The 14,833-nt window shown below is 49.9% G+C and carries 10 protein-coding genes and 1 pseudogene; 4 read left to right on the top strand and 7 right to left on the bottom strand.

Annotation, left to right across the window (positions count from 1 at the left end; translation table 11 throughout):
- From ACJHXB_RS06845 to ACJHXB_RS06835, 3 genes and pseudogenes are all read left to right on the top strand, one after another.
- Positions 1-1,288 (top strand): RHS repeat-associated core domain-containing protein (locus ACJHXB_RS06845; RefSeq protein ID WP_227467362.1); only part of this gene is annotated, 1,288 nt, incomplete at its 5' end.
- A gap of 26 nt (positions 1,289-1,314) precedes the next feature.
- Positions 1,315-1,659 (top strand): hypothetical protein, encoded by a 345-nt coding sequence (locus ACJHXB_RS06840; RefSeq protein WP_001279015.1) that lies wholly within the window; start codon positions 1,315-1,317, stop codon positions 1,657-1,659.
- A 345-nt stretch (positions 1,660-2,004) separates the two neighbouring features.
- Positions 2,005-3,140 (top strand): annotated as a pseudogene (locus ACJHXB_RS06835) (ISAs1 family transposase).
- Between the two features lie 651 nt (positions 3,141-3,791).
- Here ACJHXB_RS06835 and ACJHXB_RS06830 read toward each other — a convergent pair.
- Complete coding sequence (locus tag ACJHXB_RS06830) at positions 3,792-4,361, bottom strand: flavin reductase family protein (protein ID WP_000085928.1); 570 nt, start codon at positions 4,359-4,361, stop codon at positions 3,792-3,794.
- 174 nt (positions 4,362-4,535) lie between these two features.
- Between ACJHXB_RS06830 and nhoA the strand changes: the two genes are divergently transcribed.
- Positions 4,536-5,381 (top strand): N-hydroxyarylamine O-acetyltransferase, encoded by an 846-nt coding sequence (gene nhoA, locus ACJHXB_RS06825; RefSeq protein ID WP_000187930.1) that lies wholly within the window; start codon positions 4,536-4,538, stop codon positions 5,379-5,381.
- Positions 5,382-5,464: 83 nt separating this feature from the next.
- On the opposite strand, the gene ACJHXB_RS06820 is transcribed toward nhoA, so the two are convergent.
- The 6 genes from ACJHXB_RS06820 to narU form a co-directional block, all read right to left on the bottom strand.
- Complete coding sequence (locus ACJHXB_RS06820; RefSeq protein WP_000804396.1) at positions 5,465-6,358, bottom strand: PhzF family isomerase; 894 nt, start codon at positions 6,356-6,358, stop codon at positions 5,465-5,467.
- 79 nt (positions 6,359-6,437) lie between these two features.
- Positions 6,438-7,118, bottom strand: a complete 681-nt coding sequence (narI, locus tag ACJHXB_RS06815; RefSeq protein WP_000617123.1) for a respiratory nitrate reductase subunit gamma — start codon at positions 7,116-7,118, stop codon at positions 6,438-6,440.
- Positions 7,115-7,810 (bottom strand): nitrate reductase molybdenum cofactor assembly chaperone, encoded by a 696-nt coding sequence (narW, locus tag ACJHXB_RS06810; protein ID WP_001166369.1) that lies wholly within the window; start codon positions 7,808-7,810, stop codon positions 7,115-7,117. The genes narI and narW overlap by 4 nt, the downstream gene beginning before the upstream one ends.
- Positions 7,810-9,354: a nitrate reductase subunit beta gene (gene narH, locus ACJHXB_RS06805; RefSeq protein WP_000702551.1), complete on the bottom strand. Its 1,545-nt coding sequence runs from the start codon at positions 9,352-9,354 to the stop codon at positions 7,810-7,812. Before narH ends, narW begins: the two co-directional genes overlap by 1 nt.
- On the bottom strand, positions 9,351-13,091 hold the full coding sequence (gene narZ / locus ACJHXB_RS06800) for a nitrate reductase Z subunit alpha (protein WP_001468879.1): 3,741 nt from the start codon (positions 13,089-13,091) through the stop codon (positions 9,351-9,353). Before narZ ends, narH begins: the two co-directional genes overlap by 4 nt.
- 94 nt (positions 13,092-13,185) lie before the next feature.
- A complete protein-coding gene (narU, locus tag ACJHXB_RS06795) occupies positions 13,186-14,574 on the bottom strand; it encodes a nitrate/nitrite transporter NarU (protein ID WP_001207933.1) in 1,389 nt (462 codons plus the stop codon).
- Positions 14,575-14,833: the final 259 nt, after the last annotated feature.

Raw genomic sequence — 14,833 nt, 5'->3', positions numbered from 1 at the left:
GACGGAGAAGACGGACCGCATCCCGGCGGGTGTGATACGGACGGACGACGAGCGGACCCACCACTACGACAGCCAGCACCGCCTGGTGTTCTACACGCGGATACAGCATGGCGAGCCGCAGGTGGAGAGCCGCTACCTCTACGACCCGCTGGGCCGCCGGACGGGTAAACGGGTGTGGCGGCGGGTACGTGACCTGACGGGGTGGATGTCGCTGTCGCGTAAACCGGAGGTAACGTGGTACGGCTGGGACGGTGACAGGCTGACGACGATACAGACACAACAGAGCCGGATCCAGACGGTATACGAGCCGGGAAGCTTCACACCACTCATCCGCATCGAAACAGACAACGGCGAGCGGGAGAAAACGCAGCGGCGGAGCCTGGCGGAGAAGTTGCAGCAGGAAGGAAGCGAGGACGGCCACGGTGTGGTGTTCCCGGCAGAACTTGTGAGGATGCTGGACAGGCTGGAGGGGGAAATCCGGGCAGACCGCGTGAGCAGTGAAAGCCGCCAGTGGCTGGCACAGTGCGGGCTGACGGTGGAGCAACTGGAAAAACAGGTGGAGCCGGAATACACACCGGCGCGAAAAGTTCATCTTTACCACTGCGACCACCGGGGCCTGCCGCTGGCGCTCATCAGCGAAGACGGCAATACGGCGTGGAGCGGGGAGTATGATGAATGGGGCAACCTGCTGAATGAGGAAAACCCGCATCACCTGCACCAGCCGTACCGTCTGCCAGGGCAGCAACACGATGAGGAGTCGGGGCTGTATTATAACCGTCACCGGTACTACGATCCGTTGCAGGGGCGGTATATCATCCAGGACCCGATAGGGCTGGCGGGGGGAATAAACCCGTACAGTTATGTTATGAACAATCCTGTGCAATGGATTGATCCATTGGGATTAGCTCATACTTCAGGAAAATGGAAGGACTGTGGTAAAGGTTGTCGAATCCGAATAGATGGCGATGCTGTTGGTGACGGAAGACATTTGCATTGGGAGTGTAAAAATGGGAGTGGTGTAATGGGGGAATTTGGAGGTATGTCCCATGGTGAGGATTACTCATCAGCACCAAATAGCATTAAGAAATGTGCAAAAAAATATGGTTTCGAGCCAGAACCAAGTAAAGATCTGTCATGCAAAACCTCCGGGCTATCAACTACTGATGCGGCTCTTGCAACTGGTGCTACAATTGGCGCAGGGTATGTTATATATAGAGTGATTCGATTTATACCTTCACTTGCACCACCTCTTTGGTGGTCAATACCTGCAAACGTTGTTACTCCATGATTAAAACGGATAATGGAGATTATATAATGAGCGATTTTGACATTGTGAGTTCAATTGACTGGCATGATGGGGTTTTGTTAGAAGTAAAAACGACATTCAAAGAATCTCATTTTAACATGACGTTATTTATTGACATTTATAAAAATGAGAACATTAGGGAAAAAATGATAGTTGAATTTTCTGATGTAGATGATTTAGTGTTCGCTATGGATTCTGCTGAGTTAATCGATAATCACAAGTCAGGTAATATAAGTAATGGGTATATAAAGAAATTAAAAAACAAAAGGATATATAAATTTTTTCTTTATTTTTCTGATGGCTTATTAAGCATGACATTTAAAAATTCACAATTAATAAAACCATTAGAGTAACCAAATAAAAGGACTGGAGGAATCAGGGGAAGATCATTAAAGTTGTGATTATCATCACAACTTTAATCTTGGTTTTACCTTGTTGATTTGATTAAAATTCAATCGCCAAATAATTAAATATATTAGAAAAGGACGTCTGGTGAACATTCAAAGTCTTCTTGAGCATATTCCCATTATTCTTGATCTTAATGAACCCAATGGGCAGGGAAAGATCATCAGAAGTTCACTTTCTGTACTAAATAATTCGCATTTTATGTTTAAAAATTGAGATATTCCTCATTACCTAAAGCTGTTTTTATTGCTTATACATGATCAAATACTCCTTACATAATTAAGGAGAACAAAATGGAACTTAAAAAAATGATGGAACATATTTCTATTATCCCCGATTACAGACAAGCCTGGAAAGTGGAACATAAATTATCGGATATTCTACTGTTGACTATTTGTGCCGTTATTTCGGGTGCAGAAGGTTGGGAAGGTATAGAGGATTTTGGGGAAACACATCTCGATTTTTTAAAACAATATGGTGATTTTGAAAATGGTATTCCTGTTCACGATACCATCGCCAGAGTTGTATCCTGTATCAGTCCTGCAAAATTTCACGAGTGCTTTTTAACTGGATGCGTGATTGTCATTCTTCAGATGATAAAGACGTCATCTCAATTGATGGAAAAACACTCCGGCACTCTTATGACAAGAGTCGCCGCAAGGGAGCGATTCATGTCATTAGTGCGTTCTCAACAATGCACAGTCTGGTCATCGGACAGATCAGGACGGATGAGAAATCCAATGAAATTACAGCTATCCCTGAACTTCTTAAGATGCTGGATATTAAAGGAAAAATCATCACAACTGATGCGATGGGTTGCCAGAAAGATATTGCAGAGAAGATACAAAAACAGGGCGGTGATTATTTATTCGCTGTAAAAGGAAATCAGGGACGACTAAATAAAGCCTTTGAGGGAAAATTTCCGCTGAAAGAATTAAATAATCCAGAGCATGACAGTTACGAAATAAGTGAAAAGAGTCACGGCAGAGAAGAAATCCGTCTTCATATTGTTTGCGATGTCCCTGATGAACTTATTGATTTCACGTTTGAATGGAAAGGACTGAAGAAATTATGCGTGGCAGTCTCTTTTCGGTCAATAATAGCAGAACAAAAGAAAGAGCCAGAAATGACGGTCAGATATTATATCAGTTCTGCTGATTTAACCGCAGAAAAGTTCGCCACAGCGATCCGAAATCACTGGCACGTAGAGAATAAGCTGCACTGGCGTCTGGACGTGGTAATGAATGAAGACGACTGCAAAATAAGAAGAGGAAACGCCGCAGAATTATTTTCAGGGATACGGCACATCGCTATTAATATTTTGACGAATGATAAGGTATTCAAGGCAGGGTTAAGACGTAAGATGCGAAAAGCAGCCATGGACAGAAACTATCTCGCGTCAGTCCTTGCGGGGAGCGGGCTTTCGTAATCTTTCCCTGTATTGTGAAATCATCAAGAGTACATATAGATCATGATAAAGATATTTTTGATGGCCTTGACAAAATCTTGGCTTTTTCCGATAATAATAAACATGAGTATTTTTTATATATAAAGGCATATTGGCTCAGTTTATACTTTTGTGAAATTTCACAGAACGTGAGAGAAAGAGATAAGTTGTCATTTTATTATAATGAATTTTCTGTCCGATTTCCTAATGTTGTCCTATATCCGTCATGCTACAAATTGTAAGGCTTGGCACCTGAAATTCATTGTTAATTCGAGACGCTTGATTGTCCACTATATCAAAACAGTCATACCTCGGAATTTTCTCACATTAGTCCATACGGTATTCAATTTTCGCAACTGTGCCCTGAAATAAAAAACTGCAAAACTGCTTTTTCTTGACCTGTCCCAATCACGCAAGACTACTTTTAGTAGAGACCTCCAGCTATGTCGATTTTAGTGCCACCCGCGCATTTTATACAAAACAGGGCTTTATCAATGAAGCTATAATACGCAATTACTATGATATTGGTGAGGATAAATTAATCTTCACTAAAAATATACAATCGTAAATAAAGTATGCTTTTAACTCATATTGAAACATTGCTTAAGCAACTTGGTTGCTGCATATGATTCTTTAGCCCGCGGTGACTCGCTTGCCGCTGGTAACAAACGTGCCAGCACCTAAGTGATGTAGTGTATTGAGTTTATCATCATCAAACTGCCAGCGGCCTTCGACAAATACCCGTGCGTCTGCCGCTGCTGATACCACCTCGCCAAACAGCGTGTCGTATTTTTCTTGCGCGGAAGTCGCAGGTAGCAAGCGGCACTCCATCCACGCCAGACATTTTTCCTCGACCAGAGGCAAACCAAGTACCGGACCTTTCACAACCGGAATACCATAGCAATTAAACTTATCTTCATCACGCCCCGACACACTTCCCACCGCCCACGTCCAGTTAGTTGCTGCAACACCCGGGATAACGATGCCAAACTTACCATTACGTTCAATCAACTCCCTGGTCCATGTCGATTTATCTACCACAATCGCCACGCGTGGCGGTTCAAACTCCACCGGCATTGACCAGGCTGCTGCCATAATGTTACGCCGCTGGGATTGCTCATCGAAACTGGTGATCAAGACAGTTGGGCCATGATTTAACAGACGGCTGGCATGGTGTAATTCGACGGGGATAAATCGGCTCACGGTATCGCCTCGCTAAGAAGGGTGTTTTAAAAGCGTAGCTCGTAACGCTATAAGTAACGAAATTAACGGGATTGGCGATTTGCGAACGTGATGCATGTCCGCGATCGCACAAAATAGCCGGTGCGGCGTCTATTCCAGGTTATAAGTTGAGAAAACCACTAAGGGAAACGCCTGATGACGCCCATTCTGAATCATTATTTTGCCCGTATTAACTGGTCGGGAGCTGCTGCGGTCAATGTTGATACGCTGCGTGCATTGCACCTGAAACACAATTGCACCATTCCATTTGAAAACCTCGACGTTTTGCTGCCAAGGGAAATACAGCTTGATGATCAATCGCTGGAAGAGAAACTGGTGACAGCCCGTCGTGGCGGTTACTGTTTTGAGCAGAATGGCGTGTTTGAGCGGGTGTTACGCGAGCTGGGGTTTAACGTTCGCAGCTTGTTAGGGCGCGTAGTGTTATCAAATCCGCCAGCATTACCGCCGCGCACCCATCGTTTGTTGTTGGTGGAACTGGAAGGGGAAAAATGGATTGCTGATGTCGGTTTCGGTGGACAGACGCTAACCGCGCCGATTCGTTTAGTTCCCGATCTCGTGCAGATCACGCCACACGGAGAGTATCGGTTGTTACAGGAGGGTGATGATTGGGTGTTGCAGTTTAATCATCATCAGCACTGGCAGTCGATGTACCGTTTTGATCTCTGCGAGCAGCAACAAAGCGATTATGTAATGGGCAATTTCTGGTCTGCGCACTGGCCGCAGTCGCATTTTCGCCATCATTTGCTGATGTGCCGCCATTTGCCGGACGGTGGCAAGCTAACGCTGACCAATTTTCATTTTACCCATTATGAAAATGGGCACGCGGTGGAGCAGCGAAATCTACCAGATGTGGCGTCGTTATATACCGTGATGCAGGAACAGTTTGGTCTGGGCGTAGATGATGCGAAACATGGCTTTACTGTGGATGAGTTAGCGATGGTGATGGCGGCGTTTGATACGCACCCGGAGGCGGGAAAATAATTTATGTCAGGTTGCCGGATGCGGCGTAAACGCCTTATCCGGCATACATAGACCTGATAAGCGAAGCGCATCAGGCAACGGTTTCAGAATTCAATTGCCCATTCGGCATGAAACAAAATCACCGCTGTGCCAGAAATGGTGACTTTCTCCGGTTGGTTATTGCGAATTATCACCGTCACTTCAATCACGCCGTCACGCCCCAATGCGCGCCCCTGATGGCCTTTAACACGCAACACGTTGCCATCGTGGGGCAATACGTTGTGATGTACCAACCATGCACCCATCGGGCCATTGGCATTGCCAGTCACCGGATCTTCCACAATACCAATGGCAGGCGAGAACATACGACCATCGGTTTCGTTTTTGCCTGGGCGGATCTGGAACGGGAAGAAACCATTGCAGCCAATCTGTTTGCTGATAGCGGTCAGCGCAGCAAGATCAGGCGAAAGGGCGTCGATATCCACTTCTGGTTTCAGTGGGATCATCACTTTTGAGTGTCCTGTGGTTGCCACCTGAATTGGCAAGCCTGGCAGAATATCGTCTTCAGTGAGATGAAGCGCGTTGATAATTGCCGTGCGAGCTTCACCTTCCAGCGGTGGCTCAAAGCCCGGCGGACCTTGTTCCAGTGAAATACGATAATCATCATTGTGATTTTCGATAGTCACGCGATGTTTTCCTGCCAGTGACGTTTGCCAGATCGTGCAATTTCCTAAACCTAGCACCTTCGCACGGACATAGTGCGCAGCTACTGTCGCGTGACCGCAAATCGGCACTTCAACCGTTGGCGTAAAGTAGCGGATGCGTACATCGCTGTCGTCGCTGTGCAGCAGAAAAGCAGTTTCGGAATGACCTAATTCGCGGGCGATAAGCTGCATTTGCGCTTCACTGAGATTATCGGCGGGGAAAACAACACCGGCAGAATTGCCGCGAAACGGTTGTGAGGTAAAAGCATCGACGTGGTACACCTGCGGTTTCATTAACGTTCTCCTGTGGCTGGAGAACTATCATAGCCTGCAAGTGGCCGGAGAGCGAAGGGCTATCCGGCCAGGGTGAAAATTATCGCCGCGAACGCACAATCTGATACCGACGAGTAAAGTACTCAAACGGCGCGCTCCACACATGCACCAGTCGGGTGAACGGGAAGAGCAGGAAGATGGTCATTCCCAATACCAGATGCAGGCGGAAAACGAACGCTACGCCGTTAAGCATTTCTGACGATCCACCACGGAAAGTGACAATGCTTTGCGCCCAACCCACCAGCTTCATCATTTCGCTACCATCAGGATACTGTGCTGAAAACGGTATGGTACTTAGCCCCAGCAGACACTGGATCAGCAAAATGCTCATGATGATAATATCCGGCGTAGTGGAAGTTGCACGCACACGCTGATTAGTCAGCCTGCGCCACAGCAGTCCTGCGCCGCCAATCAACGTCAATACACCGCAAATACCACCGAGCACCATCGCCATCTGCTGTTTTACCGCCACCGGCAGAAACCACGCGTACATCCAGTGCGGCGTTAACATGCCGAACAGGTGCCCGAAGAAAATCCCCAAAATACCGATATGGAACAGATTCGACCATATCACCATCCCGCGTTTATCGAGCATCTGACTCGAGGAGGCGCGCCAGGTATACTGCCCGTAGTCGTAGCGCAGCCAGCTGCCGAGGAAAAACACTGTCGCACAAATGTACGGGTAGATATCATAAAAAAAGACGTTCAGATACTGAATCATTTCCCACCTCCCGCACTGATGTCGACATACTGCGGCGCGACATCCTGGCTAAAGCGTCGCTGATATTGATTAAGCGGCGAGCTGTCACACGCCGTGGCGTTATCTTCAATAAACTTCACCTGTTCCTCTTCCCACACCGCATCCAGTGCCTGGCGGGTGTCATCGCGCTCCTCGTTGTTTACTTGTTTTGTGACACTGTCACTTGAAAGTGTACTTCCCGCCAGATGCAGCAGGGCGTCAAACAACGAATACCACGGAGCCTCGCGTTGTTTTAAGCGTCCGCCAAGCAGGGCGAGGATCGGCGCAACGTTGAGCAAGCCTTCTTTCGCCTGATCGTCCGGCAGTACGCTTAAGTACTCCAGATACAGCGGCAGATAATCGGGCAGTTCTCGACAATCCAACTGCAGGCCGACCTTTTCATACTCCGCCAGCAGGTCCACCATTGCCTGGCCGCGATCGCGGGACTCGGCATGAACATGTTCGAATAGCAGCAGCGATGTGGTACGTCCACGGTCAAACACTTCGCACCATTCGGCCTGTTTATCCAGCAGCGGCGCGTTAAGCAGGTTACGGGTAAAATCCGTAAGCATCGGTGCGTCGCGGCGGATCAACGCCAGCGCGTCCTCCTTACATTCCCATAGCAGCTCGTCCGGATACTCCATCAACAGGCCGATCACTTTGAGGATCTGCATTATTCGCCCTCCGCTTTGTCGCGCACTTCGGTGATGTTGATGGCATCGATACGGCTACTGTTGAACAGGTTGAATTTGCTGTCCGAGCCGTGGCAACCGTCGCCAAAGGTAAAACCGCAGCCATTGCGTTCTGCGAAGGCATCGCCCGCCATTTCCCGATGACTGGTTGGAATGACAAAACGGTCTTCATAGTTGGCAATGGCGAGGTAGCGATACATCTCTTCGACCTGGGCGACGCTCAGGCCTACTTCGTCGATGGCACGAGTATCAGTAACGCCTTCCACGGTTTGTGAACGCATATAGTGGCGCATCGCCATCATCCGTTTCAGCGCCCGCAGTACCGGACCGGTATCGCCGGCACTCAACATATTGGCGAGATATTGCACCGGAATACGCAGGCTTTCGATGGCGGGCAGCACGCCTTCGCTTTTCGGCAAACCGCCCGCATCTGCGTAGGACTGAATCGGTGACAGCGGAGGAACGTACCAGACCATCGGCAGGGTGCGGTATTCAGGGTGCAACGGTAGCGCCAGTTTCCAGTCCATCGCCATTTTGTAGACAGGCGAACGCTGGGCAGCGTCAATCACATTTTGTGGAATACCTTGTTTCAGGGCTTCCTCGATCACTGAGGGATCGTGTGGATCGAGGAATACTTCGCACTGGCGTTCATAGAGGTCAACTTCACGCTCGGTGCTCGCCGCTTCCTCGATGCGGTCAGCGTCGTAAAGCAGCACGCCCAGATACCGGATGCGACCCACGCAGGTTTCTGAGCACACGGTGGGTTGGCCTGACTCAATTCGTGGGTAACAGAAGATACATTTTTCTGACTTGCCGCTTTTCCAGTTGAAGTAGATTTTTTTGTACGGACAACCGCTAATGCACAAACGCCAGCCACGGCATTTATCCTGATCGATCAGCACAATGCCGTCTTCTTCGCGTTTGTAGATAGCGCCGCTTGGGCAGGTTGCCACGCAACTGGGATTGAGGCAGTGTTCGCACAGGCGCGGCAGGTACATCATGAAGGTGTTTTCAAACTGCCCGTACATCTCCTTTTGCATGGCCTCGAAGTTGCGGTCACGGGCGCGTTTTTCGAATTCGCCGCCCAACAATTCTTCCCAGTTTGGCCCCCAGATCACTTTGTCCATCCGTTTGCCGTCAATCAGTGAACGCGGGCGAGCAGTAGGGATATGTTTGCCTTCCGGTGCGCTATGCAAATGTTCGTAGTCGAAGGTGAAAGGTTCGTAGTAATCATCAATCTGCGGCACCACCGGGTTGGCGAAGATTTTGGTTATTACGCCCATCTTGCTGCCCAGACGCGGGCGGATCTTGCCATTCACATCACGCACCCAGCCGCCTTGCCACTCTTCCTGATCTTCCCAGTTTTTCGGATAACCAATGCCCGGTTTGGTTTCGACGTTGTTAAACCATGCGTACTCCATGCCTTCGCGTCCGGTCCAGACGTTTTTACAGGTCACCGAACAGGTATGGCAGCCGATACATTTATCGAGGTTAAGCACCATGCCGACTTGCGAACGTATTTTCATTTTTTCGCCTCCTGTACTTGATCGCGACCTTCATCATCCAGCCAGTTAACGTTCTTCATCTTGCGGATCATGATGAATTCGTCACGGTTCGAGCCGACGGTGCCGTAGTAATTAAAGCCCCAGGCCAGCTGCGCGTAACCGCCAATCATATGCGTTGGTTTCGGACAAACGCGGGTGACCGAGTTATGAATGCCGCCGCGTATTCCGGTCACTTCCGAGCCCGGGATATTCATAATGCGTTCCTGAGCGTGATACATCATGGTCATACCCGGCGGTACACGTTGGCTGACCACCGCGCGGGCAGTCAGCGCGCCGTTGGCGTTAAACACTTCCACCCAGTCGTTATCGACAATGGTCAGTTCACGGGCATCGGTTTCGCTGATCCAGACAATTGGTCCACCGCGAGAGAGCGTCAGCATTAGCAGGTTTTCACTGTAGGTTGAGTGAATGCCCCATTTCTGGTGCGGCGTCAGGAAGTTAAGTGCTTTTTCCGGGAAGCCGTTTGGCGGTATCTGGCGCATTTCACTGACGCTACGGGTGTCGATAGGCGGGCGATAAGCCACCAGGCTTTCACCAAAAGCACGCATCCACGGATGATCCTGATAGAGTTGCTGGCGTCCCGACAGCGTGCGCCACGGAATTAACTCATGAACGTTGGTGTATCCCGCGTTATAGGAAACGTGATCGCTTTCCAGACCGGACCATGTGGGGCTGGAGATAATTTTACGTGGCTGCGCCTGAATATCGCGAAAGCGAATCTTCTCGTCCTCTTTGTGCAGCGCCAGATGGGTATGTTCGCGTCCGGTGATCTCGCCCAGTGCCTGCCACGCTTTGACTGCAACATGACCGTTGGTTTCCGGTGCCAGCGCCAGAATCACTTCTGATGCGTCAATGGCGGTGTCAATCAGCGGACGCCCCTGTGCCGGGCCTTCACGCTTGGTGTAGTTGAGTTTGCCGAGGAAATCGATTTCATCCTGGGTATTCCACGAAATCCCTTTACCGCCGTTGCCAAGTTTGTCCATCAATGGCCCGAGCGAGGTAAAGCGTTCATAGGTAGCAGGGTAGTCGCGTTCCACCGCCACAATATTGGGCGCAGTTTTACCTGGAATCAGATCGCATTCGCCTTTGCGCCAGTCGAGCACTTCACACGGCTGTGAGAGTTCTGCCGGAGAGTCATGCAGCAGTGGTTGTAATACCACGTCGGTTTCTTTGCCAAGATGGCCCACGCACACTTGCGAAAAGGCTTTGGCGATACCTTTGTAGATTTCCCAGTCGCTGCGTGATTCCCACGCCGGATCGACCGCCGCAGAAAGCGGATGAATAAACGGATGCATATCCGAGGTGTTCATATCGTCTTTTTCGTACCAGGTGGCGGTGGGCAGAACGATATCGGAGAACAGGCAGGTACTGGACATACGGAAGTCGAGCGTCACCAGCAGGTCGAGCTTGCCTTCAATCGCCGCAGTTTGCCACTCGACTTCTTCTGGTTTGATCCCGTCGCTGGCACCGAGTTCCTGACCCTGAATCCCACTTTCGGTTCCCAGCAGATACTTCTGCATATACTCGTGGCCTTTGCCGGAGGAGCCAAGCAGGTTAGAACGCCAGACAAACAAATTACGCGGATGATTGCTGCCGCTATCTGGTTGTTCGCAGGCCATGCGTAAATCGCCCGATTTCAGCGCCTGGGCGGTAAATTCTGTGGGGGATAATCCGGCCTTGTCGGCTTCAGCTTTAATCCCGAGCGGGTTACGCCCCAGCTGCGGCGCAGAAGGTAGCCAGCCCATACGTTCGGCACGAACGTTGAAATCAATCAGATGACCGCTGTACTTACTGGCATCGGCGAGCGGTGAAAGTAACTCCTGAGCAGAGACTTTTTCATAGCGCCATTGGCTGGAATGATTGTAGAAAAACGAGGTGCTGTTCATCTGGCGCGGTGGGCGGTTCCAGTCGAGCGCAAAGGCCAGCGGCAACCAGCCGGTTTGTGGGCGCAGTTTTTCCTGACCGACATAGTGTGCCCATCCGCCACCGCTTTGCCCGACACAACCGCAGAAGATCAGCATATTGATCATTCCCCGGTAGTTCATGTCCATGTGGTACCAGTGGTTAACACCTGCGCCGAGGATAATCATCGAGCGCCCATGCGTTTTATGGGCAGTATCGGCAAATTCACGAGCGATGGTTTCAATATACTGGCGCGGCACACCGGTAATTTGCTCACCCCAGGCTGGGGTGTACGGTTTGATTTCAGCGTAATCTTTCGCGCTGTTTTCATCTTCCAGCCCGCGATCGAGGCCGTAATTCGCCAGTACCAAATCATAAACGCTAACCACCGGACAGGTGCTGCCATCGGCTAATGTCAGGTTTTTAACGGGTAATTGACGCACCAGGACAGGATCATGTTTTACGCTACGAAAATGCGGATTTTCAATGCCGCCAAAGTAGGGGAAGGCCACGCCTGCAACGGCGTCATGTTGACCAAGCAGGGTTAATGACAATTCGGTTTCCGTACCGGCGGCAATAGATTCCAGATTCCATTTGCCTTTTTCTCCCCAGCGAAAACCAATCGAACCGTTCGGCACCACCAGTTCACCTGCGGTATTAACCGCCACGGTTTTCCACTGCGGATTGTTGCTTTCGCCCAGTCCATCTACCAGGTCAGACGCGCGGATCATGCGCCCGGGTACGTAGCTGCCATCGTCGCGAGGTTCCAGCATTACCAGCATCGGCATGTCGCTGTAGCGGCGGCAGTAGTTGATAAAGTAGTCGCTGGGATTATCGAGATGAAACTCTTTTAAAATCACATGGCCCATTGCCATCGCCAGGGCGCTATCAGTGCCTTGTTTTGGTGCCAGCCACTGGTCGCACAATTTGGCCACTTCAGAGTAGTCAGGGGTAATGGCGATGGTTTTAGTGCCTTTGTAGCGTACTTCGGTAAAGAAATGGGCGTCCGGCGTACGTGTCTGCGGTACGTTAGACCCCCAGGCGATGATGTAGCTGGAGTTATACCAGTCGGCAGATTCCGGTACGTCGGTTTGCTCGCCCCAGGTCATCGGCGAGGCAGGCGGCAGGTCGCAATACCAGTCATAGAAACTTAAACAGGTGCCACCTAACAGCGACAGATAACGTGTTCCGGCGGCGTAAGAAACCATCGACATCGCCGGGATCGGCGAGAAACCGGCAACGCGATCCGGGCCGTAAGTTTTGATGGTCCAGACGTTAGCAGCGGCAATCAGCTGGTTTAGCTCCTGCCAGTTGGAGCGGATAAAGCCGCCGCGTCCACGTACTTGTTTGTAGCTTAGGCACTTTTGCGGATCGTTCATAATCGATGCCCACGCCAGTACCGGATCGCTGTGTTGCTTGAGGGCTTCGCGCCACAGTTCAATCAGTCGTTTACGAATGAGAGGGTATTTCAGGCGGTTAGCGCTGTAGAGATACCAGGAGTAACTTGCGCCGCGCGGGCAGCCGCGAGGTTCATGATTGGGCAGGTCAGGGCGAGTGCGCGGGTAGTCGGTCTGTTGGATTTCCCAGGTCACCAGACCATTTTTAACGTAGATTTTCCAGCTACAGGAGCCTGTACAGTTAACACCGTGGGTGGAACGCACGATTTTGTCGAACTGCCAACGCTGGCGATAGCTGTCCTCCCAGTCGCGGTTGCTATGCATCACCTGTCCGTGACCATCGGCAAAGGTTTCGCCCTTTTGTTTGAAGTAGCGAAAGCGATCCAAAAGTTTACTCATGACATAACTCCTGCTCCAGGAATGAATTGGGATCTGATGCCTTGTCGGGTGCGACACGGTTGTAGCCTGATAAGACGTGTCAGGCATCGATCTCTTATTTTTGGCTGAACTTCCGCCGACCATAAACCAGCCAGGTCAGCAGCACACAAACGATGTAGAAGATTAAAAACACTTTCATCGCGCCTACCGGAGAGCCGGTCATATTGAGCGACATGCCAAACGCCTGCGGAATGAAAAAGCCGCCCACTGCGCCAATGGCTGAGATAAAGCCCAGAGCCGCCGCCGTTTCGGTGACGGCTTCTCTCTGAGCTTGCTCATCACTACCGCCTTTCATCTTCACCCGATAAATGGTTATCTGGCGAAAGATGACGGCGATCATCTGGAAAGTAGAACCACTTCCCAGACCTGCGGTCAGAAACAACCCCATAAATACGGCGTAAAATGCGATGAAATTACCGGAGCCTGTGCCCGGTAAGGTAAGGAACAGCAGGGCGCTGAAAATCGCCATAAAAATGAAGTTGATCAACGTCACCCGCACGCCGCCGAATTTATCGGAAATAGCACCACCAACCGACCGCGCGATGGCACCAATAAATGGGCCAAAGAACGCCAGGCGCAGAATATTCACATCAGGGAACTGAGTTTTCGCCAGCATGGCAAAACCCGCAGAAAAACCGATAAACGAACCGAAGGTGGCAAGGTAAAGCAGGCTCAGCAGCCAGAGATGCAGGCGTTGTAACACTGGCAGCTGGTCGGCAATTGACGCGCGTGAACTGGCGATATCATTCATCCCTGACCAGGCGGCTATCGTGGCAATCGCCAGTAATGGCACCCAAATCCATGCGGCATTCGCCAGCGACATCACCGAACCGTCGGCCTGCGGTACGCCATTGACGCCGAGAAAGGCAAATACGGGTACAAAAATGACCAGCGGTGCAACCAGCTGCATCACACTTACACCTAAGTTTCCTAATCCGCCATTAATCCCAAGTGCGCTCCCTTGTTTGGCTTTTGGGAAGAAGAAACTGATATTGCCCATGCTCGAAGCAAAGTTCGCACCTGCAAAACCGCATAGCAAAGCGATAACGATAAATATCCCAAAAGGAGTATTCGGATTCTGCACGGCAATTCCGAGCCAGACGCAAGGAATAATCAGGATTGCAGTACTAAAAACCGTCCATCGGCGTCCACCAAATATAGGCACCATAAAGGAGTAGGGGACACGTAATAATGCGCCAGAAACGGAGGGTAATGCGGTTAATAAAAAGAGTTGATCGGTAGTGAAATTAAAACCGATTTTATTGAGATTAACAGTAACTGCGCTAAATAGCATCCAGACACAGAAGGCAAGAAGTAGACAACTGACTGATATCCAGAGGTTTCTTCGAGCAATATGTTTTCCTTTATTTTCCCAGAAGGCCGGATTTTCTGGTTTCCAGTCGCGCAAAAGATAACGACTAGTTTTCTCATTTTGCAGTGCCATATTGTTCCTCACATGTACACATTGGTAATGAAAAAAAGACAAAACAGGAGGTAAGGCGCAATAGCCAGTTATTAGAATTAAGGATGAATTAGGTGAAGTGCTGATTGAAAGAATAGATAAGAAAGCGTAACCGCGGGGGCAGAATGGGGATTAAACAGACAGATATGTGTTACTAAATGTAACTAACAAGCTAACCATTAAACGGATGTTAAGCTATGTATGCATGTCATGATCCAACCCTTCAGATGATGAATCCAAA

Source organism: Escherichia sp. WS3227_2 (genome assembly GCF_046486495.1).
Taxonomy (GTDB): domain Bacteria; phylum Pseudomonadota; class Gammaproteobacteria; order Enterobacterales; family Enterobacteriaceae; genus Escherichia; species Escherichia coli.
This window is presented reverse-complemented; position numbering and strand designations above follow the sequence as displayed.